Genomic DNA, 22,848 nt, shown 5'->3' with positions numbered 1-22,848 from the left:
CGCCGGGCCGGGACGGTCGGGCCGGCCCGGGCAGCCGCCGCCGCGGCCGCTCCTGCGGGCTCACGCGGCCACCGCCCCGGGCAGGGCCGCGCCGGGGAGGTTCGGCGACCGGGTCCGGGCAGAGCCCGGGGAACCGGGGGCGCCCCCCAGCGGTGGCCGGGGGAGGAAGGGCGGGGTGGGGAACGGCCCCGCAGGGATCCGCGTCACGACATCACCGACCTGGGTTGGGGGTGGGCTGCTGTTGCGAGGGCTGGGCCGGAGCCAGGGCCGGGGCCGAGGCGGGGGCCGACGCCGCGGGTGCGCCCGCGGGTGCGCCCGAGGACGCGGCCGGGGCGGTCGGGGTCGGCGACGGCGGGGCCTCGGCCGGTGCGGCGCTGCCGGTGATCCTGCCGTCGGCGCCGATGAAGACCGGGCTGCCGCCGGGGACCAGGCCCAGCTCGTGCGCCCGGCGCTGGAGCGCGTCCGGGGCCGAGTAGGCGTCCACGTCGCGCTGCAGCGCCTGCTCCTCGTCGGTGAGGGCGGTGGTCTCCTTCTTCAGCCTGCTCAGCTGGAAGGAGCCTTCGTTCAGTGCCGAGTTCAGCAGCAGCAGGCTGATCAGGCCGCCGCCGAGCAGGGCCACGACCAGCAGGACGAACGGCATCCGGGCCGCCTGCCCGCCGGGCCGCGGGCGGGCCGGGCGGCCGCCGAGCGCCCGGCCGAGGCGGGCAGCCTGCCCGCGGGTCAGCGTGGCGACCTTCCCGGCCTTGGTCACAGCCGCGCCTCCCGGATGCGTTCGACGCCGCGGAATCTCGCCGGGGCGGCCCGCCGGTTCTCGGCGATCTCCTCCTCGGTCGGCAGCTCGGCGCCGCGCGTGAGCAGTTTCAGCTTCGGCTGGTACTTCTCCGGGACGACCGGCAGACCGGGCGGGGCCGTGGAGGTCGCGCCGGCCGCGAAGACCTGCTTGACCAGGCGGTCCTCCAGCGAGTGGTAGGAGAGCACCGCGATGCGGCCGCCGACCGCGATCCGGTCCACCGCGGCCGGAATGGCCCGCTCCAGGCCCGAGAGCTCCCCGTTGACCTCGATCCGCAGTGCCTGGAAGGTCCGCTTGGCCGGGTTGCCGCCGGTTCGCTTGGCGGCCTGCGGCAGGGAGTCGCGGATCAGCTCGACCAGCCGGGCGCTGTTGCTGAAGGGCTCCTTCTCCCGCTCCCGGACGATCGCGGACACGATCCGCTTGGCCTGCTTCTCCTCGCCGTACTGGCGCAGGATCCGGACGAGTTCGCCCGGCGCGTAGCTGTTGAGGACCTCGGCCGCGCTGATGCCGGTCGTCTGGTCCATGCGCATGTCCAGCGGCGCGTCCTGGGCGTACGCGAACCCGCGGTCGGCCTCGTCCAGCTGCATGGAGGAGACGCCCAGGTCGAAGAGGACGCCCTGGACGGCGGGGATGCCCAGCCCGTCCAGGACCTCCGCGAGGTCGGCGTAGATCGCGTGGACGAGGGTGGCCCGGTCGCCGAAGGGCGCGAGGCGCTCGCCGGAGAGCCGCAGGGCCTCCTTGTCGCGGTCGAGGCCGATCAGATGGGCCTCGGGGAACCGGGTCAGCAGGGCCTCGCTGTGGCCGCCGAGGCCGAGGGTGCAGTCGACGACGACGGCCCCGGGCCTCTCCAGCGCCGGGGCCAACAGGTCCAGGCACCGCTGGAGCATCACCGGGACATGTCGGGACTCGCTAGTCAAAGCGCCCTCTCAGATAACGGCGCGGCAGGCGTACGCACCACCGGGTCCCCGCATTCCGCGGCCGGCGCCGGGAGGGTGGCGCCGGCCGGCCGGTGAGCGGGAGAGGGCCGGGCCGTACGTACGCGCCGCGCACGCGGAGTGTTCATCGGGGGCCGGGCGGCCGGTCAGGGCCGGGCTCCGGCCGGTTCGCGTCACTTTAGTGCAACGGTCGCCGCGGTCAACGAACCGCCCCGCGCGCCGTGCCCGGCTCTCGGACCGAACCGGCAAATGCCGCGAATCACCCGGACGGCCGCCTCGCCCCCACCCCTGTGGGTTAGCTCACAACAAGCCTCGTTGACGTTCTTTGTCCGCTCTCACGCGAGGCCACAACCTGCGGTGACCACTAACGTCGTACCCATGACGACTTCCGCATCCCTGCCTGCCGAGTCCGCGCCCGAGGCATCCGTCGGCGGATCCGTCACCGACCGACTGGTCGAGGCGAATCAGCGGTACGCAGCGCAGTTCTCCGATCCCGGTATGGACGCCCGCCCCGTCCTCCAGGTCGCCGTCGTGGCCTGCATGGACGCCCGCCTCGACCTGCACAAGGCGCTCGGCCTCGAGCTCGGCGACTGCCACACGATCCGCAACGCGGGCGGTGTGGTCACCGATGACACGATCCGCTCCCTCACCATCAGCCAGCGTGCCCTGGGCACCCGCACGGTGATACTCATCCACCACACCGGCTGCGGTCTGGAGAACCTGACCGAGGACTTCCGGCACGAGCTGGAGGACGAGGTCGGTCAGCGTCCCGCCTGGGCCGTCGAGGCCTTCCGGGACGTGGACCAGGACGTTCGCCAGTCCATGCAGCGGGTGCGCACCAACCCGTTCCTGCCCCACAAGGACGATGTGCGAGGCTTCGTCTTCGATGTGCACACCGGGCTCCTGCGGGAGATCGATCCCAGCTCTTGAGTGACACAAGGCCGTAACGCCGTCAAGAATGCGGGATGGCACCACCCGGGATCCCCCGGGTCCGGTGTCCGTGTTTCGGGGTGGGCCGGTCATGCGCCAAGGGCGTCGGCCCTGGGAAAGGGCCGAGGAGAACCAGGTGACGACGTACGACGACCGAGCGAGCCTCGCGGATCTGACCAGCACGGCGGAGCGGGTGCGCCAGTCGGTCGAGAGCGTGATCGAGGGCAAGCCCGAGGTCGTTCGCCTCGCGCTGACCGTGCTCCTCGCCGAGGGGCACCTGCTGATCGAGGACGTGCCCGGCGTCGGCAAGACCATGCTCGCCAAGACCCTCGCCAAGTCCATCGACTGCTCGGTGCAGCGCATCCAGTTCACCCCGGACCTGCTGCCCTCCGACATCACCGGCGTGAGCATCTACGACCAGCAGCGCCGCGAGTTCGAGTTCAAGCCGGGCGCGATCTTCGCGCAGATCGTCATCGGTGACGAGATCAACCGCGCCTCGCCGAAGACCCAGTCGGCGCTGCTGGAGTCGATGGAGGAGCGCCAGGTCACCATCGACGGCACGACCTACACGCTGCCGAGCCCCTTCATGGTCGTCGCCACCCAGAACCCGGTGGAGATGGAGGGCACGTATCCGCTGCCCGAGGCCCAGCGCGACCGCTTCATGGCCCGCGTCTCCGTCGGCTACCCCGGCCCCGAGGCCGAGCTCCAGATGCTCGACGTGCACGGCGGGGTCTCCCCGCTCGACGACCTGACGTCCGTCGCGCACTCCCACGAGATCGTCAAGCTCATCGAGGCCGTCCGCGACGTGTACGTGGCCGAGCCCGTCAAGCGCTACGTCGTCGACCTGGTCTCCGCCACCCGCAGCCACCCCGACCTGCGGCTCGGCGCCTCTCCCCGGGCCACCCTGCACCTGCTGCGCGCCGTGAAGGCCTCCGCCGCGCTCGCCGGCCGCGACTACGTCCTGCCGGACGACGTCCAGGCCCTGGCCGGCCCGGTCCTCGCGCACCGGCTGCTGCCCACCGCGCAGGCCCAGCTGAACCGCCGCACCGCCGAGCAGGTCGTCGGCGAGATCCTGCAGCGCACCCCCGTCCCGGCCGCGCACGCCCGCGGCGAGATGCCGCCCGGCGCGGGCATCCGGGGCTTCTGATGAGCGCCGGTGCCCCGCGCGGCGCCGGAGGCCCGGGGGACGGCGGCGGACTGCGCGCGTCACTGTCCGGGCTGACCACCCGCGGCCGCTCGTTCCTGGCCGCAGGGATAGCCGCCGCCGCCTGCGCGTACGTCCTGGGCCAGGGCGAACTGCTGCGGGTCGGCCTGCTGCTCGCCCTCCTGCCACTGATCTGCGTCTACGCCCTGCACCGCACCCGCTACCGGGTCTCCGGCAGCCGCCGGCTCAGCCCGGGACGGGTCCCCGCGGGCACCGAGGCCCGGGTGCAGCTGCGCATGGACAACGTCTCGCGGCTGCCCACCGGCCTGCTGATGCTCCAGGACCGGGTGCCCTACGTCCTGGGCCCGCGCCCGCGCTTCGTACTGGACCGGGTCGAGCCCGGCGGGCGCCGCGAGGTGTCCTACCGGGTCCGCTCCGACCTGCGCGGCCGCTATCCGCTCGGCCCGCTCCAGCTGCGCCTGTGCGACCCCTTCGGGCTGGTCGAGCTGACCCGCTCCTTCAGCACCTACGACACCCTCACCGTCATCCCGCGCACCGAGCCCCTGCCGCCGGTCCGCCTGGCCGGCGAGTCCAACGGCTACGGCGACGGCAGCCGCCGCTCCCTCGCCCTGGCCGGCGACGACGACGTGATCCCCCGCGGCTACCGGCGCGGCGACGACCTGCGCCGGGTGCACTGGCGCTCCACCGCCCGCTACGGCGAGCTGATGGTCCGCCGCGAGGAGCAGCCGCAGCGCAGCCGGGCCACCGTCCTGCTGGACACCCGGCGCCTGGCCTTCGACGGCGCCGGCCCCGACTCCGCCTTCGAGTGGGCCGTCTCGGCGGCCGCCTCCAGCCTGGTGCACGTCCTGGAACAGGGCTTCTCCGTACGGCTGCTCACCGACACCGGCAACTCGGTGCCCGGTGAGGGCGGTGGCGGCTTCTCCTCCGGCGGGCAGGAGTCCGCGGAGGCGGCCGGACTGATGATGGACACCCTCGCGGTCATCGGGCACTCCGACGGCGCCGGGCTCTCCCGCGCCTACGACGCGGTGCGCGGCGGCTCGGCCGACGGCCTCGGCGGAGCCGGCGGCGACGGGCTCCTCATCGCCTTCTTCGGCGACCTGGACGACGTGCAGACGGAACTGGCGGCCAGGATGCGCCAGCGCACCTCGGGTGCGGTGGCCTTCGTACTGGACTCCGCGAGCTGGGGCGGACAGCCCGCTCCGGGCCATGCCGTGCCCCCGCTCGACGAGCGGCTGGGCAGGCTGCGCGACGCGGGCTGGACGGCACTGGCCGCCCCGCCCGGTGTGGCCTTCGGCGAGCTGTGGCGCCAGGCCGGGACCGCGCGTGTCGGTACGGAAACCTCCGGAGGTCGGGAATGAGCGGGCGGGCGAAACTGACGCTTTTCGCGGCACTGGCGACGCTGCTCACCTCGTGGTCGCTGGGCCCGCTGGTGGACTCGCAGGCCTGGATGCTCCAGGCGGCGCTGCTGCTGGCCGTGCAGAGCGCCGTGGGCGCCGGGGCCCGGCGGGTGCCGATGGCCCGGACGCTGACCGTGGCCGCGCAGCTGCTGGTGTCGCTGCTGCTGCTCGCGCTCCTGTTCGCGGGCAAGGGCGAGTCCCACGGGGACGGCCCGCTGGCCTACCTGGTGACGGACTTCGGTGCGCTCTTCGGCCAGGGCGTCCAGGACGTGGGCGAGTTCGCGATCCCGGCCCCGCTGACGGACGGAATCAAGCTGCTGCTGGTCTCCGGCGTGCTGCTGATCGGGCTGCTGGTGGACATGCTGGCGGTGACCGTGCGCACGGCCGCCGCGGCCGGGCTGCCGCTGCTCGCGCTGTACTCGGTGGCCGCGGGCCTGTCGGGCGGCGGGGACGCCTCCTGGTTCTCGTTCCTGCTCGCGGGCTGCGGCTACCTGATGCTGCTGCTGTCCGAGGGCCGGGACCGGCTCGCCCAGTGGGGCCGGGTCTTCGGCGCGGCCCCGCGCCGGGGCGCCGCCGACTCCGGCCTCTCCGGCGGAGCGGGCGGGCAGGCGACGGCTCCCGTGCGGTTCGGGCGGCGGATCGGCGCCGTGACCCTGGGCGTGGCCCTGGCGGTGCCCGCCGTACTGCCCTCGCTCGGCGGCGGGCTGCTGGGCGGCACGCAGGACGGCGACGAGAGCGGCAGCGGGGCGGGCGGGACGATCACTGCGGTCAACCCGCTGGTCTCCCTGCAGAGCAACCTGAACGCGCAGGACAACCGCGTGATCCTGAGGTACCGGACGGACAACCCGCAGCCGACCGAGCAGTACCTGCGGATCGTGGCCCTGGACGAGTTCAACGGCGTCAAGTGGGAGGCCTCCGGGCGGGCCCTGATCGATGTGCCGGAGCGGCTGCCGGAACCGCCGGGGCTCGGCCCCCAGGTCCGCGGCACCGCGATGGAGGTCACCACCAACGTCACGGCGGCGGACAGCTACACGCAGCGCTACCTGCCCATGCCGTATCCGGCGACGTCGGTGGACATCCGCGGCAAGTGGCGGTTCGAGCCGGCCGGCCGGACCCTGGTCGGCGACCAGCTGAGCCGGGACAGGTTCCAGAACGTCCAGAGCGCCGAATACACGGTGCGCAGCCTGCTGCTGAAGCCGACGGCCCAGCAGCTGCAGAAGGCCCCGGAGCCCGACCCGGTGATCCGGGAGGAGTACACGAGGATCCCGGACAACCTGCCGACGGTGGTCGGCGAAACGGCCCGCCAGGTGACGCAGGGGGCGAAGGACGACTACACGCGGGCCGTGAAGCTGCAGGACTACTTCGCTGTGAACGGCGGGTTCCGCTACAACACGAAGACGGCCTCGGGCACGGGTCCGCAGGCGGTCGCCCGGTTCCTCGCCGACAAGGAGGGCTTCTGCGTCCACTTCGCCTTCTCGATGGCGGCGATGTCCCGCTCCCTGGGCATCCCGGCCCGGGTCGCGGTGGGCTTCACCCCCGGCGAGAAGCAGTCGGACGGCAGCATGACCGTGTCGATGCGCGACGCGCACGCCTGGCCCGAGCTGTACTTCCAGGGCGTGGGCTGGACCCGCTTCGAGCCGACGCCCCGCTCCGGCATCAACATTCCGGACTACTCGCGGGCACAGACCCCGGCCGCCCAGCCGTCCGCCCCCGCGCCGCTGCCCTCGCAGGGCGCGCCGCAGCCGTCGACGGCGCCCACGGCGACCCCCGAGTGCCCGCCGGCGCTGAAGAAGCTCGGCGAGTGCGGTGCGGCGGCGCCCGCGCAGAACGGTACCCACGACGACGGGATCTCGGCGGGGACGGTCCTCGGCTGGGCGGCGCTCGCGGTGGCGGTGCTGGGTCTGCCCCTGCTCCCGCTGCTGTGGCGGACCCGGCTGCGGGCCCGGCGCCTCGCGTCCCGGGAGGTCCTGACGGCCTGGCGGGAACTGGGCGACACCGCCTGGGACTCGGGTGTGGTTCCCGACGAGGCGCTGTCCCCGCGCCGGGCGGCGAGCCGGATCGTGGACCTGGGCGGCCTGGAGCCGGAGCCCGCGGCGGCCGTGCACCGGGTCGCCGGTGCGGTGGAGCGGGCCCTGTACGCGCCCCCGGGCGCGGAGGTCACGTACCCGGAGCTGGCGGACGACGTACTGCTGGCCCGTACCGGCCTGCTGGCCTCCGCGGACCGGCTGCCCCGGCTGCGCGCCCTGCTGCTGCCGCGCTCGGCGGCCCGGATCTCCTGGGCGGTCGCCGCCCGCTGGGCGGCCGTGGCCTCGTCGGTGTCGGCCCGGGCGGCGGCGCTGCGGCTGCGGTTGCCGCTGCGGGGCCGCGGCTGAGGCGCACCCGGTCCCGCCGGCGTTCCAGCCGCGGGTCCGGGGCGCGGTCCCGGTCTCCGGGGTACGGCGAACCCGTGGACGCACGAACGCGGCGAGGCTCGATCCCCCCGAGCCCCGCCGCGTTGCGTCTTGCGTCACCGGGTCGCCGATCCCCCGTCGTTCCCCCGTCCCGGTCACGGTCGGAGGTACCCGGTCCGCTCCGCAGCCCCGTGTCGGCGGTGCGGACCGGGTCTCCTGTCCGTTGCTCCCAGTCTGGCGTCTCGCAGGTGGGAGCCCATCCGCGCTCGTACTCATTTCCGCGCCTAGGTACGGATACTCAGCCGTCGCGGCAGGCCCCACCAGTTCTACGGGGCTGCGCGCCCGCGCGGCACCGCCGACTGGGGGGGTGGTGCGCGGCTTCTCAGCGGTTGCCGCTGACCCGGCCCCGCAGCAGCAGGGACAGCGCCGAGTGCACGTCGTCCAGGGACCGCTCGCTCTGGAAGGACTGCCAGTCCAGGGCGGCCACCAGCACCATCCCGACCATCGCGGCCGCGGTGAGCGGCACGTCGATCTCGGCGCTCAGCTCACCGCGCTCGACGCCCTCGCGGAGCACCTTCTCCACGACGGCCACCGCCTCCTGCCGGACCACCATCAGGGTGGACTGCCAGGCGCGGTTGGTGCGCCACAGCTCGGCGACGTAGAGCTGGGTGAAGGCCGGGTACCGGTCGATGAAGACGAGCCCCGCGCGGATCATCGCGTCGAGCGCCTCGACGCGGCTGCCGCCGCGGGCCTCGGTCTCCTCCGCCGCCGTCCGCAGCGAGACCGTCAGCAGGCCGACGCCGTGCCGCAGCAGCTCCTCGAAGAGCTCGTTCTTGCTCGCGAAGTTGTAGTAGACGGTGCCCTTCGCGACGCCCGCCCGTTCGGCGATCTCATCGACCGTGGTCGCGGAGAAGCCCTGCTCCGCGATGAGGGTCACGGCTGCTTCGTAGAGCTTCTGCCGGGTGGCCGCACGACGGCCCCCGCCGGTACCCGTACTGGTGCTGCTGCTTTCCATGGCGCTGATTGTCACAGGTCAACACGTCCCTACAGGCTCAGTTCGGGGTGCAGTCGGTCCATGGTCCACACCTGCTTGCCGCGGGCGGCGAGGGCGGTGAGGGCGAGGGCGCCGGCGGTGAAGGCCAGCAGGACCGCGCCGCCCTGCCAGACCGGGGCGAGGTCGCCACCGGTGATGAGGCGGCGCAGGCTCTCGACGATGTACGACATCGGCAGGTACGGGTGGATCCAGTTGAAGAAGTCCGGGCTGGTCTGGACGGGGTACGTGCCGCCCGCCGAGGTCAGCTGGAGCATCAGGACGGCCAGCACCAGGATGCGGCCGGCCGCGCCGAACTTGGCGTTGAGCCACTGGACGATCGCCGCGAAGCAGCCGGTGACGAGCATCAGGAAGGCGATGGTCAGGGCCGGGTGGGCCATCTTCAGGCCGAGGCCGGGCGCCCAGTGCAGCACGGACATCAGCAGGACCACCTGCGCCGTGCCGAGGCCCGCCACGGGCAGCCAGCCGGCGAGGGCGACCCGCCAGGGCGAGGCGCCGGCGGCCAGGGCCCGCCGGTTGAGCGGGGCGATCAGCATGTAGGCGACCATCGCGCCGACCCAGAGGGAGAGCGGGATGAAGTAGGGGGCGAAGCCGGTGCCGTAGTTGGGCGCCTTGTGCAGGGACTGGTTGGCGAGCTGGATCGGGTCGGCCATGACCTCGGTGCGCCGGTCGCGCTGCTGCTGGTCGTAGTCGGGGATCTTGCCGGCCCCGTCGTGCAGGCCGCCGGCGAGTTCACCGGTGCCGTCGACGAGCTTGTACATGCCGCCGTCGAGGCGGTGGGCGCCGTCGCCGAGCTTGCCGACGCCGTCGCTGAGGGCGCCGGAGCCGGTGGCGGCGGTGCCGAGGCCGGTGTGCAGCTGGGCCATGCCGCTGGAGACCTTGTGGGCGCCGGTGTTGAGGGCGTTGACCTTGGCGACGGCCGCGTCGAGGTCGCCCGCGAGCTGGGGGGCCTTGACGACGAGCTCGCGGGCCTTCTTCTCCAGGTCGGTGAGCTGGGTGCGGAGCTTGCCGACGTCCCCGTTGGCGTTCTTGACCAGGGTGCTGACGTCCCGGCTGAGCTCGGCGGCCTCGGCCGCGTCGTCCTTGACCTTCTTCAGGTCGGGGCAGGAGGCGAGGTGCGGTTCGCCGCCGGGGGTGACGCAGTGCCTGGTGTAGTAGGCGTCGGCGCCCGCGGCCGCCTTCTTCGCTGCCGCGGCGGCGGCCGGGGCCTTCTCGGCGAAGGTGGCGAGGTGGTTGTTGACCACCTTCGCGCTGTCGGCGACCAGCTCGGCGGTGTCCGCCAGGTTCTTGGGGTCCTTGACGAAGGGACGGGCCTTGTCCGCGGCCCCGTTGACCTTGTCGGCCAGCGCCTGGGTGCCGTCCGCGATGTCCCTGGAGCCGGTCTCCAGCTTGCCGGCCGCCGTGTTCAGCTTCTGCAGACCGCTGTTGAGCTCGCCGGACTTCTCCTGCGCCGTGTCGAGGCCGTCGGCGAGCTCCTTGGCGCCTTCCTGGGCCTTGCCCGCGCCGTCCTTGAGCTTGTCGGCGCCGTCGGCCGCCTCGGCGGTCTTGTCGTGCAGGTCGGAGAAGTTGACGAAGATCTTGTCGAGGAAGCCGCGGGAGGCGTTGGCGGACGCCGCGGAGCGGACCTCGGAGAAGACGGAGCGCGAGATCGAGCCGACGATGTAGTTGTTGGCGTCGTTCGTGCGGACCTGGAGGGCGCCGGTGGTGGGGTCGTCGCCGGAGCTGGAGGCGATCTTCGCGCTGAAGTCCTCGGGCAGGGTCAGGGTCAGGTAGTACGTACCGTCCTCCAGACCCTCGGCCGCCTCCTTCGCGCTCGCGTCGTGCCAGTCGAAGGACTTCTTGCTGTCGTGCAGCTTCTTGCTGATCTCGGCGCCGGCATCGAGGCGCTCGCCGTCGACCATCGTGCCCTTGTCGGCGTTGACGATGGCGACGGGCACCTTGTCGAGGTTCTTGTAGGGGTCCCAGAAGGACCACAGGTACAGGGCTCCGTAGAGCAGCGGCAGCAGGAGCAGTGCGACGAGGGCGGCCCGGGGCAGCTTCCCCCGCCCGAACCGCTTCAGCTCAAGCGCGGCCAGCTTCGGCGAGCGCATCGTCCGCCCCCTTCGTGTCGTCGTTCTCGGTGTCGTCGTTCTCGGTGTCGTTCTTCGCGTCCGGTGCGGCCTCCGCCTCGGACTCGGCGGCCTCGGACTCGGCGGCGCCGGCCTCGGTCCCGGCCTCGGTCTCGGTCTCGGGGCCGCTCTGCGCGGGCTCCTTGGGGCAGGTCCGCAGGACGAGCGCATCGGCGGGCGCCTCGCTGCACACCGCGAGGACGGTGATCCCGCGGGCGGCGACCGAGCGGAGCAGGGCCCAGGCCTCGGCGCGTTCGGTGTCCGACAGCTTGAGGTCCAGGTCGTCGAGGGCCAGCAGCCCCGGAGAGCCCAGCAGGGCGATGGCGACGGACAGCCGTACGGACTCCAGGCGTTCCAGGTCCCGTACGGAGGTCCGCCCGCCCTTGGGCAGCGCGGCGAGGTCCAGTCCGGCGGCGTCCAGGGCGGAGGCGATCCGGGCCTCGGCGGCGGCGCGGCGCTCGGCCCGGGGCCGCAGCATGGCGCGGACCGGAGCGCCGTAGTGGCGCTGGAGCAGGACGCCCTCGCGCAACTGCTCCGCGACGGTGAGGGCCTGGTCGAGGTCGTTGACGCCGGAGACCGGGCCGAGGGCGGAGATCCGGCGGACCGCGGTCATCCTCTTCGGCAGCCGGTGGCCGCCGACCTCGGCGTGTCCCTGGGTGGGCTTCATCCGCCCGGTGAGGGCCAGGAGCAGGCAGGTCCGACCGCTGCCGGAGGGGCCTTCGACCGCGATGAGCGAGCCTGGCGCCGCGTCGATGCCGATTCCCCGGAAGGCCCAGCCGCGCGGGCCCTTGAGTCCGAAGTCCTCGGCTTTGACGGCCGCGCCGTGCGGGCTGTCCACGCCGTCCCCCTTCTTTTTGAACTGACCGGTCAGTTCAAAAACTAGCATCCTTCTTCGCACCCGGCGTACAGAAGGGGCTAGTTGCCCGGTTCGTCACGGCAAAACCGCAGGTCGGCGCGATTGTCAGTGGCGCCCGTCACGATGGGGGCAACGCAACGACAGGAGGTTCGTCATGGCCACACCGTCCCCGTCCCCTGTCCATCCCGTCCCGCGGAAGTCGACGGCCCCTCCGGCCGCCCTCGACCTGCTCGCCAAGGCCCACGACGGCCTGGCCGAGGCCGCCCGGCTGACCCGCCCCAACGAGCGCTACGCCACCGCCCACCTCGCCGCACTGCGCACCGCCGCGGCCGTGCTCGCCGCGCGCGGCCGGCCCGAGCCGGTGAACCCGCGGCGGCGGCCCCGGATCCGCAGCGCGTGGGAGGTCCTGCCGGAGATAGCGCCGGAGCTGACCGAGTGGAGCGCGCTCTTCGCGTCCGGCGCCGCCCGGCGGGCCAGGGCCGAGGCGGGGATACCGGACGCGGCGAGCGACCGGGACGCGGACGATCTGGTGCGCGCGGCCTCGATGTTCCTGCGCCTGGTGGAGCGGATGCTCACCGTCCGGGCGGCGCCCCGGCCCCTGCCGCAGACCCTGCCGCAACCACGTCCGGAGCATCCGGACGCGGGATGAGCTGCCCGGCCGCGGAAGGCAATAGGGTGGGCAGCAACCGCTCACCCCATTGCCGCGCCGAGGAGCCATCAGCCGTGTCGGACACTTCCCGCCCCCGTGCCTCCCTCCGCACCGCCGTGGTGTGGGAGGTCCTCAAGGAGGCGCTCGACCGCCGGGTGAAGGCGACCGGGCGGGATGTGCTGGACGTGCTCGACACCGGTGGCGGCACCGGCAAGTTCGCCGTCCCAGTGGCCCGCCTGGGCCACCGGGTCACCGTGGTCGACCCCAGCCCGAACGCACTGTTCGGGCTGGAGCGCCGGGTGGCAGAGGCCGGTGTCGCCGACCTGGTGCGCGGCGTCCAGGGCGACGCCCAGGGCCTGTTGGACGTCGTCGAGCAGGACGCGTACGACGTCGTGCTCTGCCACGGCGTGCTGGAGTACGTGGACGACCCGGCCGAGGGCGTGGCCAACACGGTGGCCGCGCTGCGCGCCGGCGGCACGCTCAGCCTGCTGGCCGCCGGTCTCGGCGGGGCGGTGCTCGCCCGCGCGCTGGCCGGTCACTTCACGGAGGCCCGTACCGCCCTGACCGACCCGGCCGGCCGCTGGGGCTCCGGCGACCCCGTACCGCGCCGCTTCACCGCCGAGCAGCTCTCCGAGCTGGTCGGCGACGCCGGCCTCGCGGTCGGCTCGGTGCACGGCGTGCGGATCTTCGCCGACCTGGTGCCCGGCGTCCTGGTGGACACCGAGCCGGGTGCGGTGGAGGCACTGCTGCGTCTGGAGGAGGCCGCGGCCGAGCTGCCCGCCTTCCACGCGGTCGCCACACAGCTGCACGTCCTGGGCGAGAAGCAGGCCTGAACTGCGACCTTCCGCGCACGGAGTCGGTCACACGCCCTCCGTTCGGAGAGTCGGCCCCGTATGATCAGGTGCAGTGACCGGCATGGTGGGTGGACCATTGGGGAATAAGGGCCTCAGTGACCACCCCCTCGGCGGTACGGTTTTCAAGCAGCGCTTTACCGGCTGCGTCTTTTCTGGGCCGTGTGTTTTTGTAACGTGGCGTAGAGGGCGGGTGTCACGGGGGCGATTCCCCGCCTATCCTGAAGGGGACCCCTGGTCGCTACCCCCCGCGACCGACGGATGAGGAGGACTCCCGTGCCGCTCTCGGAGCACGAGCAGCGAATGCTCGAGCAGATGGAGCGAGCGCTGTACGCCGAAGATCCCAAGTTCGCGACAGCGCTTGAGGGAAGCGGACTGCGTACGTACACCCGGCGACGGGTCTACCAGGCAGTCGCAGGCATTGTGGTGGGTATCGCGCTCCTCATGACCGGTGTGATCATTCCGAACGTGCTCTGGATCAGCGTGGTGGGGTTCCTCGTCATGCTGGGATGTACGGTCCTCGTGGTCACCGGTTGGCGCAAGGCACCCAAGCCTGGCGAGCAGCCCGTCTCCGGAAGTACTGGCGGTTCGGCCCGCGGCCGCAGCCGGCAGCGTCGGTCGATGATGACCCGCATCGAGGAACGGTGGCAGCGCCGCCGTGACGAGCAGGGGCACTAGCGCCCCGGACAACGGACAACGTGGGTGAGGGGATGGCCGCCGTGCGGCCGTCCCCTCACTTTTCTGCGTTCCCGTACGGCATGATGATCCGATGAGTGTGCTCCCCCTGGTCTTCACCAGCGGCTGGGCCAGTGGGATCAACGCTTACGCCGTGGTCCTCCTGCTCGGCATCTTCGGCCGCACGGGCCTGACCGACGAGGTCCCCGCTTCGCTGCAACGCACGGACGTGCTGATCGTCGCGGCGGTGCTGTTCCTGTGCGAGGCGATCGCCGACAAGGTCCCGTACATGGACTCGATATGGGACACCGTCCACACGGTGATCCGACCGGTGTCCGGTGCGGTGATCGGTGCGCTGCTGGCCGGGCAGACCGGCTCGCTCCCCGAGATCACCGCTGCCGCGGTCGGCGGCTCCACGGCTCTGGTCAGCCATTTCGTCAAGGCCGGCACCCGGATGGCGATCAACACCTCGCCCGAGCCGTTCAGCAACGTCGGGATGAGCATCGCCGAGGACCTCGGCGTGGCGGGCCTCGTCACCTTCGCGATGTTCAACCCCGAGGCCGCCGCGATCATCGCGGCCGTGCTGCTGGCCGTCGGACTGGCCATACTGTTCTTCCTCTGGAGCCGGATCCGCCGCTTCCTGCGCCGCCGTGCCCAGCGGCGCGAGGAGAAGCGGCTGGCCACCGAGGCCCGCGAGACCACCGGGGCCCCACCCCTCTGACCACGGGGTCACCAGGGGGGTCGATAGGCTCGGCCGCATGGCACGAATTGCGGTGATCGGCGCCGGCATGGGCGCGATGGCGACGGCGGCCCGGCTGGCCGTGGCGGGGCACCTGGTGACGGTGTACGAACGCGGGACGATCTACGGCGGAGCCGTCGGCCGGTACGAGCGCGAGGGCTTCGCCTTCGACACCGGGCCCGGGCTGCTGCACCTGCCGGCCGTCTACCGCGACCTCTTCGTGAAGACCGGCAAGCGGTCGCTGGAGGACTGCCTCGAGCTGGCCCAGGTGGACCCGGCCGTCCGGCACGTCCTGCCCCACCACGGCATCGACGTCACCCTCCCCGGCGCCTCGCACGGCGGTGTCGCCGCCGCCCTGGACTCCGCCTTCGGCCCGGGCGCGGGCGAGCGCTGGAACGCCGTCCTGGGCCGCGCCCGCGACGCCTGGGACGCCACCCGGCGCCCGCTGCTGGAGGAACCGCTGCGGCCCGGCGCCCGGCAGAGTCTCGGCGGCGACCCGTACCCGGCCCTGCGCAGGAGCGGCCTGCTGCGCCGCCGTACGCCGACCCTCGCCGAAATGGCCGACCGCGAGCTGGGCGGCGCCCTCGCGGAGCTGCTGACCGGCGTGGTGCGCGGCTACGGGATCGACCCCGCCACCGCACCCGCCTCGGCGGCCGTGCTCCCGTACATGGAGCAGACCTTCGGCAGCTGGTACGTGCGCGGCGGGATGCGCGCCCTGGCCACCGCCGTGTACGAGCGCTGCCTGGAGCGCAAGGTCGCCTTCGTCTTCGGGGCGGAGGTCCGGGAGGTCCTCGTGCGCGACGGCCGGGCGGCCGGTCTGCTGCTGGCCGACGGCAGCGAGGCGGCCGCCGACACCGTCGTGTGCGGGATCGATCCGCGGCAGCTGCCGGCCGGGGCGCTGCCGTGGCCGCCCGAGGCGGTCCCCGCCCGCGGGGACGGCGTACCCGGGCGGATCACGCTGCTGCTCGCGCTGCGCGGCGCCCGCCCCGCCACGGCCGTGCACCGCACCCTGGTCCACGCCTCGGGGGCGCACGTCACGGTCTTGCGTCCGGACGATCCGGCCACCCGGCCCGACGGGGAGCACGAGGCGGTCACCGTGAGCGCCGTGCCCGGGCCCGGGACCTCGGAGCCCGCGGAGCTGCTGAACCTCGCGGAGAAGGCCGTACAGGGCCTGCGGGAGCGGCTGTTGTGGCACGAGGTGCGGACCCCGGCCGACGTGGAGGCGGCCACCGGCGCGCTGGGCGGCGCGGTGCCCCCGCCCGCCCTCGCGGGCGCCGGGGGCCGGCTGCTGTACCCGGCCAACACCACGGCCGTGCCCGGCCTGTACCTCGCGGGCGGCTGGGCCCACCCCGGCGGCGGGCTGCCGCACGCCGGGATGACCGGGGCCCTGGTGGCCGGACTGATCGTGGAGGGCGCGGAGTTCCGCGGCTCCCAGTGACCGGCACGACCGGCACGATCAGCGGCGCTGATCAGTAGCGGTACTGCTCGTACCCGCCCTGCTGGGGGTACGGGTACTGCTGCGGCGGCTGGCCCTGCTCGTCCACCGGGTAGGCCTGGCCGGCCCCGTCGGTGGAGCGCTGCTGCGGGACCCAGACCCCGCCGGGCGGGGTGTCCGTGGAGTACTGCTGCTGCCCGTAGTCGGCGTACGGGGTGTAGTCGTACGGCTGGGGCGGGGCGACGCCGCCGCCGGTGCCGATGTACGGGTCCGAGTAGGCGGCGTAGACCTGCTGCTGGTCGCCCGTCGGGTAGCCGCCCGAGTAGTCGTAGCCGCCCTGGTTCTGCTGGTCGTAGTACGCCGCGTACTGGTGGGCGTCCTGCTCGGCCGTGGTGAACGGCGAGGCGAAGGCCGCCGTCTGGGCGGCGTCGGGGGCCGGCGCGAAACTCTGTATCCCGTAGGACCCCGTGTCCTCGGGCACCGGCTCGGGGCTGTAGACCGCCGCGGGCGGCGGGGCCTGGAAGGACCGCTCGTCCGCGGCACCTTCCCCGCCCTCGTACTCCAGCGCGGTGACCTCGAGCGCCGGCTCCGGCTTCGTCGCGCCTGCGGCCCGGCGGCGTCTCGTCTGCTGCTGCTGCCGTACGGGCTCCCCGCCGCGGCGCAGCGCCCAGCCGGCGACGAAGCCCTTGCGGAAGGACAGCGTCACCAGGGTCTGGCCCACGGCGAACGCCGCCGCGCCGGCGCCGATGACCGGCACGGACGGCAGGATCACTCCGGCGACCACGCCGAGGAAGCCGGCGAAGGCGAGCAGGCGCCAGCGGAGCCGGGCCTTGTACTGCATCAGGACCTCGGCAAGCAGCCACAGCGCGACGAAACCGAACGCGATGTAGAGGACCGTCATTCCCATGCATGGCCCCTCTCGGTACGGCCGCCGGCGCGGGAACGGGGGACGGCCGCTCAGGCCCGCTGGTGCAGGCCCAGATTTTCGTAGATCTCGAGAGTCGCCGTGGAATTGTTCAGCGTGATGAAGTGCAGCCCCGGGACACCCTCGGACAGCAGCCGCGCGCAGAACTCCGTGGCGAACTCGATGCCAATGGAGCGTACAGCGGCCGGGTCGTCCTTGACGGCGAGCATGCGCTCTTTCACGTCCACGGGGAAGAGCGCGTTGCTGAGCTGGGGCAGTCGGTCGAGCTGCTTGATACCCACAACAGGCATGACCTCGGGGATGATCGGGGTCTCGCAGCCCGCCTTCTCGACGCTGTCGCGCAGCCGCAGATAATTCTCCGGATCGAAGAACATCTGGGTGATCGCATAGTCGGCACCGGCGCGGCACTTGTCCACGAAGTGCCGGATGTCCGTGTCCCAGTCCGTCGAACGCGGGTGCATCTCGGGGAAGGCCGCGACGCCGACGCAGAAGTCGCCGGACTCCTTGACCAGCCGGACCAGGTCGGCGGCGTAGTGCACGCCCTCGGGGTGCGCCACCCACTCGCCCATCGGGTCGCCCGGCGGGTCGCCGCGCACGACGAGCATGTTCCGGATCCCGGCGTCCGCGAACTGCCCGATGACGTTGCGCAGCTCCGCGACCGAGTGGTCCACGGCGGTGAGGTGCGCGACCGGGGTCAGCGTGGTGTCCGCGGCGATCTCCTGGGTGGCCTTGACGGTGCCGCCGCGGGTGGAGCCGCCGGCTCCGTAGGTCACGGAGACGAAGCTCGGGGATACCGCCTCGACCCGGCGCAGGGCGTTCCAGAGGTTGCGTTCGCCCTTCTCGGTCTTCGGGGCCCAGAACTCGAACGAGTACGAGCGTCCGGACGCGAGGAGGTCGCGGACCGTGTGTGCACGATCCGACCAGGTGGAAGCGGTACCAGAGGCCATGGGGGCAGGTTAGACGCGGCCCGGCGGACACCGAAGCCCCGTCCACGTTTTGGACACGTTTTTGGACACCCGCGGGCAACCTCTGGCCGAAAACAGCCGGTGCGGGGTGGGGGGTGTACGCGGACCGGACTCAGGCGAGCCGGGCCCGTACCCGCTTGGCGAGCTCGGCGGCGGCCGCACCGGGGTCGGTGGCCTCGGTGAGCGCGCGGACGACCACGATGCGGGTGGCGCCGGCGTCCAGCACCTCGTCCAGGTTCGAGGCGTCGATGCCGCCGATGGCGAACCAGGGGCGGTCCTGCTCCAGGGAGGCCGCGTACCGGACCAGCTCCAGGCCGGGGGCGTGGCGGCCGGGCTTGGTGGGGGTGGGCCAGCAGGGGCCGGTGCAGAAGTAGTCCACGCCGGCTTCGGCGACCGCCGCGTCGACCTCGTCGTCGGCGTGGCAGGACCGGCCGATCAGCACCTGCTCGCCGAGGATGGCGCGGGCGGCGGGGACGGGGATGTCCCCCTGGCCGAGGTGCAGGACGTCGGAGCCGATGGCGTGGGCGACGTCGGCGCGGTCGTTCACGGCGAGGAGCCTGCCGTGGCGGCGGGCGGCCTCGGCGAAGACCTGGAGGTGTTCGAGCTCCTCCCCCGCCTCCATGCCCTTGTCGCGGAGCTGGACGATGTCCACGCCCGAGGACAGGACGGCGTCGAGGAACTCGGGGAGGTCACCCTGGCGCTTGCGGGCGTCCGTGCAGAGGTAGAGCCGGGCGTCGGACAGCTGCATGGGTGTACCCCCCGTGATGGAGGCGGTGTACGGGCCGCGGCCCGTACACCGCTGTGGAGCGAAGGCGATCAGGTCAGAGGGCGAGCGCCTGAGCGCGGCGCTTCACCTCCGTGCCGCGATTCTCGCTCAGCGCCTGCACGGGGGTGCCGGGCAGGGTCGGATCCTCGGTGAAGAGCCATTCCAGGATCTCCTCCTCGGTGAAGCGGTCGTCGCGCAGTACGGTCAGCAGGCCGACGAGGCCCTTGACGACCTTGTCGCCGTCGATGAAGGGGGCCGGAACCTGCAGGGAGCGGTTCTCGCCCCGGCGGACGGCGATGAGCTGCCCTTCCTTGACCATCTGGCGGACCCGGGTCACCTCGATGTTCAGCATCTCCGCGATGTCGGGGAGGTACAGCCACGAGGGGACAAGGGCATCGATCTTTGCGTCAATCTCGGTCACAGGCACAAGCCTGCCATCTCGGCTCCGCCGCCGGTACCTGAGCAGCCCCGTCCGGGTCGTCCGGCGCTCGAGGACCGGGTCCGGGCGGGGCCCGGGCCGTCAGACGGTGGCCGACTTCAGCGGGGTCCCGGGGTCGGAGACCTTGGCGGGGTCCACGGGGACCGCCGTTTCGATGAGCTTGCGGCCCTGCGCCAGGTCGCGGGGACGGCCCACGGCCAGGACGGCGACCAGCGCGCCGTCCCGCAGCCAGCACACGGACCAGGCGGGGCCGTCCGGGTCGCCGCGCAGGAGCAGGGTGTCGGCCCCGCCGTGGTGCCCGGCGTACTGCACGAAGCGGCCGAACTGCTCCGACCAGAAGTACGGCACCGGGTCGTAGACCTGGGCCGGTTCCCCGGCCAGGATGTTCGCCGCGACCGTCCGCGGCCCCTGGAGCGCGTTGTCCCAGTGGTGCACGAGCAGCCGCTTCCCGTACCGCCCGGACGGGAAGGAGGCGCAGTCGCCGACCGCGTACACCCCGGGCAGCGAGGTCTGCAGGTGGGCGTCCGCGGTGATCGAACCGTCGGGGCCGAGTTCCACTCCGGTCCCGGCCAGCCATTCGGTGGCGGGGCGGGCTCCGATGCCGACCACCACCGCGCCGGCGGGCAGGACCCTCCCGTCCGCCAGCAGGACCCGCCCCTCCTCGATCCCGGCGACCTCCACCCCGGTGATCAGCTCGGCGCCCGCCTGCCCGTACCAGCGCGCCATCGGCTCGGCGGCCTCGGCGGGCAGCGCTCCCGCCAGCACCCGGTCCGCCGCCTCGACCACGGTGACCTCGCAGCCCGCCTCCCGGGCGGCGGTCGCGAACTCGGCGCCGATCCAGCCCGCCCCGACGACCACCGCACGGTCCGCCGCCGCCAGCACCGGGCGCAGCCGGGCCGCGTCGTCCAGCGTGCGCAGCAGGTGGACGCCCGGGACGCCCTCGGTCCCGGGCAGGGTCAGCGGCCGCGCGCCGGTCGCCAGTACGAGGACCCCGTACGGGACCGGGCCCGCACCGGTGTCCAGCTCGTGGTCGGCGGCGCGCAGGCCGGTGACCTCCGTGCCGAGCCTGAGGTCGATGTCGAGCCCTTCGAAGTCCACGTCGAAGGCGGAGTCCTCGGCCTTGCCGAGGAGTACCGCCTTGGACAGCGGGGGCCGGTCGTAGGGCTGGTGGGGTTCGGCTCCCAGCAGGGTCACGGGGCCGGTGAAGCCCTGTTCGCGCAGGGCGACCGCGGTCTGCACCCCGGCCATTCCGGCGCCGACGATCACGACGCCGTGCTGATTCTGTTCCGTCTGCTCGCTCACGCGGCCACCCTAATCATCTGACGCTCCGTCAGGAATAGGTGCCGCCTTACCCGCCATCCACGGCCGGGTTAGTCTGGCCACCGTACCTATCGCGGGAGTCCGGCGCACCGGGCTGAGAGGGAGGCTGGCCGGCCTCCGACCGTACGAACCTGATCCGGGTCATGCCGGCGAAGGGAGGGGCTGGACGCCCATGCACTCATCTCGAAACGGATCCGACGTCCTCGTCATCGGGGGCGGCATCATCGGCCTGGTCACCGCCTGGCGGGCCGCCGCGCGCGGACTGCGCACCGTGCTCGCCGACCCGGCTCCCGGTGGCGGCGCCGCCCAGGTCGCGGCCGGCATGCTCGCCCCCGTCACCGAACTGCACTACGGCGAGGAAGCCCTGCTGGGCCTCGGCCTCGACTCCGCCGCGCGCTATCCGCAGTTCGCCGCCGACCTCGCCGAGGCGAGCGGCGGCCTGGACATCGGATACCGCGCCTGCGGCACCCTCGCCGTGGCCCTCGACTCCGACGACCGCCTCCACCTGCGCGAACTGCACGCCCTGCAGCGCCGCTGCGGCCTGGAGTCCGAGTGGCTCACCGGCCGCGAATGCCGCCGCCTGGAGCCCATGCTCGCCCCGGGCGTACGCGGCGGCCTGCGCGTGGACGGCGACCACCAGGTCGACCCGCGCCGGCTCGCGGCCGCCCTGCTGGCCGCCTGCGAACGGGCCGGCGTGATCATCCACCGGGCGGGCGCGGCACGGCTGCTCACCACCACCGACCGGGCGACGGGCGCCCTCCTCGACGACGGCACGGAGCTGCTCGCCGACCAGGTGGTCCTGGCCGCCGGCTCGCTCACCGGCCGGCTGGCGGGCGTACCGCCGGAGGTCGTGGCCCCCGTACGTCCGGTCAAGGGACAGGTACTGCGGCTCACGGTGCCGGCGGCGTACGCACCGTTCCTGTCGCGGACCGTACGGGCCGTCGTCCGCGGCAGCCACGTCTACCTGGTGCCGCGCGAGAACGGCGAACTCGTCGTCGGCGCCACCAGCGAGGAACTCGGCTGGGACACCACCGTCACCGCGGGCGGGGTCTACGAACTCCTGCGCGACGCCCACGAACTGGTCCCCGGCATCACCGAACTCCCGCTCACCGAGACCCGCGCGGGACTGCGCCCCGCGTCCCCCGACAACGCCCCGCTGCTCGGCCCGACCGACCTGCCGGGCCTGCACCTGGCCACCGGGCACTACCGCAACGGAGTGCTGCTGACCCCGCTCACCGGCGACGTCCTCGCCGAGCTGCTGGCCACCGGCGAACTTCCGGAGATCGCGCGCCCCTTCACCCCCCGCCGGTTCTCCGCCGCACGTCAGGAGTCGTACGCATGACCATCTCCGTCAACGGCGAGCCGCGCGAGATCGCGGCCGGCGCCACCCTCGACGCGGTGGTCGCCACCTTGACCACGGCCCCCTCCGGCGTCGCCGCCGCCCTCAACGAGACCGTGGTCCCGCGCGGACAGTGGCCGGCCACGCCCGTCGGCGACGGCGACCGCGTGGAGATCCTGACCGCGGTCCAGGGAGGCTGACCGCAATGGCGGACGACCTCTTCACCCTCGGCGGCCGGACCTTCTCCTCCCGCCTGATCATGGGCACGGGCGGGGCACCGAGCCTGGACGTCCTGGAACGCGCCCTCGTCGCGTCCGGAACCGAACTCACCACGGTCGCGATGCGGCGGCTGGACCCCACGGTCCAGGGCTCCGTCCTGTCCGTGCTGACCAAGCTGGGCATCTCGGTGCTCCCCAACACGGCCGGCTGCTTCACGGCGGGCGAGGCCGTCCTCACGGCCCGGCTGGCCCGGGAGGCGCTGGGCACGGACTGGATCAAGCTGGAGGTGGTCGCGGACGAACGGACCCTCCTGCCGGACGGCGTCGAACTGCTCGACGCCGCCGAGATCCTCGTGGACGAGGGCTTCACGGTCCTCCCGTACACCAACGACGACCCGGTGCTCGCCCGGAAGCTGGAGGACGTGGGCTGCGCGGCGATCATGCCGCTCGGGTCCCCCATCGGGTCCGGCATGGGCATCCGCAACCCGCACAACTTCGAGCTCATCACGGAGCGGGCGTCGGTCCCGGTCATCCTGGACGCGGGCGCGGGCACCGCGTCGGACGCCGCCCTCGCGATGGAACTGGGCTGCGCGGCGGTCATGCTGGCCTCGGCGGTGACCCGTGCGCAGGAGCCGGTCCTCATGGCGTCGGCCATGAGGGACGCCGTCTCGGCGGGCCGCCTCGCCCACCGCGCGGGCCGCATCCCCCAACGCCGCTTCGCGGAAGCCTCCTCCCCCACGGAGGGCCGAGCCGCCCTGGACCCGGAACGCCCGGCGTTCTGAGGGAGGCTTCGGGGGCGGGGTCCCGGTGGGGCGGTGGTCAGGGAGGCGTATGGGGGTTTCCCGTCAGTCCCATCGTCTCTCCGTGTCGGGCCGGCCCCTCAAGGGCGCTCGTTCCTCGCGTCG

The 22,848-nt window shown here is 73.2% G+C and carries 22 protein-coding genes and 1 riboswitch; of the genes, 12 read left to right on the top strand and 10 right to left on the bottom strand.

Translation table 11 applies throughout. The annotated features are described in order from the left end of the window. Positions 1-211: 211 nt before the first annotated feature. Positions 212-751, bottom strand: coding sequence for a hypothetical protein (locus tag ACWGE1_RS28640; protein WP_453423353.1), 540 nt, complete (start codon positions 749-751; stop codon positions 212-214). Further along, positions 748-1,677: a 16S rRNA (cytosine(1402)-N(4))-methyltransferase RsmH gene (gene rsmH, locus ACWGE1_RS28635; protein WP_453423352.1), complete on the bottom strand. Its 930-nt coding sequence runs from the start codon at positions 1,675-1,677 to the stop codon at positions 748-750. Before rsmH ends, ACWGE1_RS28640 begins: the two co-directional genes overlap by 4 nt. A 363-nt stretch (positions 1,678-2,040) precedes the next feature. On the opposite strand from rsmH, the gene ACWGE1_RS28630 reads away from it, so the two are divergent. From ACWGE1_RS28630 to ACWGE1_RS28615, 4 genes are all read left to right on the top strand, one after another. Continuing rightward, positions 2,041-2,655, top strand: a complete 615-nt coding sequence (locus ACWGE1_RS28630; protein ID WP_453423351.1) for a beta-class carbonic anhydrase — start codon at positions 2,041-2,043, stop codon at positions 2,653-2,655. Between the two features lie 136 nt (positions 2,656-2,791). Further along, positions 2,792-3,802 (top strand): AAA family ATPase, encoded by a 1,011-nt coding sequence (locus tag ACWGE1_RS28625; protein WP_453423350.1) that lies wholly within the window; start codon positions 2,792-2,794, stop codon positions 3,800-3,802. Next, entirely contained in the window at positions 3,802-5,178 is a 1,377-nt protein-coding gene (locus ACWGE1_RS28620) for a DUF58 domain-containing protein (RefSeq protein ID WP_453423349.1), read from the top strand. The genes ACWGE1_RS28625 and ACWGE1_RS28620 overlap by 1 nt, the downstream gene beginning before the upstream one ends. Continuing rightward, complete coding sequence (locus ACWGE1_RS28615; RefSeq protein ID WP_453423348.1) at positions 5,175-7,589, top strand: transglutaminase family protein; 2,415 nt, start codon at positions 5,175-5,177, stop codon at positions 7,587-7,589. Before ACWGE1_RS28620 ends, ACWGE1_RS28615 begins: the two co-directional genes overlap by 4 nt. A 400-nt stretch (positions 7,590-7,989) precedes the next feature. On the opposite strand, the gene ACWGE1_RS28610 is transcribed toward ACWGE1_RS28615, so the two are convergent. The 3 genes from ACWGE1_RS28610 to ACWGE1_RS28600 are packed head-to-tail and all read right to left on the bottom strand — an operon-like array spanning position 7,990 to position 11,604. Further along, positions 7,990-8,622 (bottom strand): TetR/AcrR family transcriptional regulator, encoded by a 633-nt coding sequence (locus ACWGE1_RS28610; protein ID WP_453423347.1) that lies wholly within the window; start codon positions 8,620-8,622, stop codon positions 7,990-7,992. Between the two features lie 29 nt (positions 8,623-8,651). Further along, a complete protein-coding gene (locus tag ACWGE1_RS28605; protein ID WP_453423346.1) occupies positions 8,652-10,748 on the bottom strand; it encodes a YhgE/Pip family protein in 2,097 nt (698 codons plus the stop codon). Then, entirely contained in the window at positions 10,720-11,604 is an 885-nt protein-coding gene (locus tag ACWGE1_RS28600) for an ATP-binding cassette domain-containing protein (protein WP_453423345.1), read from the bottom strand. The genes ACWGE1_RS28605 and ACWGE1_RS28600 overlap by 29 nt, the downstream gene beginning before the upstream one ends. Before the next feature lie 172 nt (positions 11,605-11,776). Here ACWGE1_RS28600 and ACWGE1_RS28595 point away from each other — a divergent pair, with 172 nt between their 5' ends. From ACWGE1_RS28595 to ACWGE1_RS28575, 5 genes are all read left to right on the top strand, one after another. Further along, positions 11,777-12,271 (top strand): SAV_6107 family HEPN domain-containing protein, encoded by a 495-nt coding sequence (locus ACWGE1_RS28595; RefSeq protein WP_453423344.1) that lies wholly within the window; start codon positions 11,777-11,779, stop codon positions 12,269-12,271. Positions 12,272-12,345: 74 nt separating this feature from the next. Then, complete coding sequence (locus ACWGE1_RS28590) at positions 12,346-13,104, top strand: methyltransferase (RefSeq protein ID WP_453423343.1); 759 nt, start codon at positions 12,346-12,348, stop codon at positions 13,102-13,104. Between the two features lie 294 nt (positions 13,105-13,398). Then, complete coding sequence (locus ACWGE1_RS28585) at positions 13,399-13,800, top strand: DUF3040 domain-containing protein (protein WP_453423342.1); 402 nt, start codon at positions 13,399-13,401, stop codon at positions 13,798-13,800. Between the two features lie 91 nt (positions 13,801-13,891). Next, positions 13,892-14,518 carry a DUF4126 domain-containing protein gene (locus tag ACWGE1_RS28580; RefSeq protein WP_453423341.1) on the top strand — a complete coding sequence of 209 codons (627 nt, stop codon included), beginning with the start codon at positions 13,892-13,894 and terminating at the stop codon, positions 14,516-14,518. Between the two features lie 37 nt (positions 14,519-14,555). Then, a complete protein-coding gene (locus tag ACWGE1_RS28575; protein ID WP_453423340.1) occupies positions 14,556-15,974 on the top strand; it encodes a phytoene desaturase family protein in 1,419 nt (472 codons plus the stop codon). Between the two features lie 31 nt (positions 15,975-16,005). On the opposite strand, the gene ACWGE1_RS28570 is transcribed toward ACWGE1_RS28575, so the two are convergent. The 5 genes from ACWGE1_RS28570 to ACWGE1_RS28550 all read right to left on the bottom strand — a co-directional run bounded on the left by ACWGE1_RS28570 (position 16,006) and on the right by ACWGE1_RS28550 (position 20,368). After that, complete coding sequence (locus ACWGE1_RS28570; protein ID WP_453423339.1) at positions 16,006-16,878, bottom strand: hypothetical protein; 873 nt, start codon at positions 16,876-16,878, stop codon at positions 16,006-16,008. 50 nt (positions 16,879-16,928) lie between these two features. After that, complete coding sequence (metF, locus tag ACWGE1_RS28565) at positions 16,929-17,843, bottom strand: methylenetetrahydrofolate reductase [NAD(P)H] (protein ID WP_453423338.1); 915 nt, start codon at positions 17,841-17,843, stop codon at positions 16,929-16,931. A gap of 130 nt (positions 17,844-17,973) precedes the next feature. After that, positions 17,974-18,609 (bottom strand): thiamine phosphate synthase, encoded by a 636-nt coding sequence (gene thiE, locus ACWGE1_RS28560; RefSeq protein WP_453423337.1) that lies wholly within the window; start codon positions 18,607-18,609, stop codon positions 17,974-17,976. 73 nt (positions 18,610-18,682) lie between these two features. Continuing rightward, positions 18,683-19,048, bottom strand: a complete 366-nt coding sequence (locus tag ACWGE1_RS28555) for an Rv2175c family DNA-binding protein (protein WP_030724382.1) — start codon at positions 19,046-19,048, stop codon at positions 18,683-18,685. Between the two features lie 99 nt (positions 19,049-19,147). Continuing rightward, a complete protein-coding gene (locus ACWGE1_RS28550) occupies positions 19,148-20,368 on the bottom strand; it encodes an NAD(P)/FAD-dependent oxidoreductase (protein ID WP_453423336.1) in 1,221 nt (406 codons plus the stop codon). An 81-nt stretch (positions 20,369-20,449) separates the two neighbouring features. Continuing rightward, positions 20,450-20,561: riboswitch (TPP riboswitch) on the top strand. On the opposite strand from ACWGE1_RS28550, the gene thiO reads away from it, so the two are divergent. From thiO to ACWGE1_RS28535, 3 genes are all read left to right on the top strand, one after another. Further along, entirely contained in the window at positions 20,559-21,728 is a 1,170-nt protein-coding gene (gene thiO, locus ACWGE1_RS28545) for a glycine oxidase ThiO (protein ID WP_453423335.1), read from the top strand. Its footprint overlaps the riboswitch before it by 3 nt. Next, entirely contained in the window at positions 21,725-21,925 is a 201-nt protein-coding gene (gene thiS, locus ACWGE1_RS28540) for a sulfur carrier protein ThiS (protein WP_453423334.1), read from the top strand. Before thiO ends, thiS begins: the two co-directional genes overlap by 4 nt. A gap of 5 nt (positions 21,926-21,930) precedes the next feature. Beyond that, on the top strand, positions 21,931-22,725 hold the full coding sequence (locus tag ACWGE1_RS28535; protein ID WP_453423333.1) for a thiazole synthase: 795 nt from the start codon (positions 21,931-21,933) through the stop codon (positions 22,723-22,725). The last annotated feature ends 123 nt before the right edge of the window (positions 22,726-22,848 follow it).

The sequence above is a fragment of the Streptomyces sp. NPDC054932 genome (assembly GCF_053610205.1).
This window is presented reverse-complemented; position numbering and strand designations above follow the sequence as displayed.

Coding starts and splice junctions, on each gene's coding strand:
- ACWGE1_RS28570 (WP_453423339.1), bottom strand. CDS start 16,878: ATGGGAATGACGGTCCTCTACATCGCGTTCGGTTTCGTCGCGCTGTGG.
- ACWGE1_RS28595 (WP_453423344.1), top strand. CDS start 11,777: ATGGCCACACCGTCCCCGTCCCCTGTCCATCCCGTCCCGCGGAAGTCG.
- ACWGE1_RS28610 (WP_453423347.1), bottom strand. CDS start 8,622: ATGGAAAGCAGCAGCACCAGTACGGGTACCGGCGGGGGCCGTCGTGCG.
- ACWGE1_RS28615 (WP_453423348.1), top strand. CDS start 5,175: ATGAGCGGGCGGGCGAAACTGACGCTTTTCGCGGCACTGGCGACGCTG.
- ACWGE1_RS28605 (WP_453423346.1), bottom strand. CDS start 10,748: ATGCGCTCGCCGAAGCTGGCCGCGCTTGAGCTGAAGCGGTTCGGGCGG.
- metF (WP_453423338.1), bottom strand. CDS start 17,843: ATGGCCTCTGGTACCGCTTCCACCTGGTCGGATCGTGCACACACGGTC.
- thiS (WP_453423334.1), top strand. CDS start 21,725: ATGACCATCTCCGTCAACGGCGAGCCGCGCGAGATCGCGGCCGGCGCC.
- thiO (WP_453423335.1), top strand. CDS start 20,559: ATGCACTCATCTCGAAACGGATCCGACGTCCTCGTCATCGGGGGCGGC.
- ACWGE1_RS28535 (WP_453423333.1), top strand. CDS start 21,931: ATGGCGGACGACCTCTTCACCCTCGGCGGCCGGACCTTCTCCTCCCGC.
- ACWGE1_RS28575 (WP_453423340.1), top strand. CDS start 14,556: ATGGCACGAATTGCGGTGATCGGCGCCGGCATGGGCGCGATGGCGACG.
- ACWGE1_RS28620 (WP_453423349.1), top strand. CDS start 3,802: ATGAGCGCCGGTGCCCCGCGCGGCGCCGGAGGCCCGGGGGACGGCGGC.
- rsmH (WP_453423352.1), bottom strand. CDS start 1,677: ATGCTCCAGCGGTGCCTGGACCTGTTGGCCCCGGCGCTGGAGAGGCCC.
- thiE (WP_453423337.1), bottom strand. CDS start 18,609: ATGCAGCTGTCCGACGCCCGGCTCTACCTCTGCACGGACGCCCGCAAG.
- ACWGE1_RS28580 (WP_453423341.1), top strand. CDS start 13,892: ATGAGTGTGCTCCCCCTGGTCTTCACCAGCGGCTGGGCCAGTGGGATC.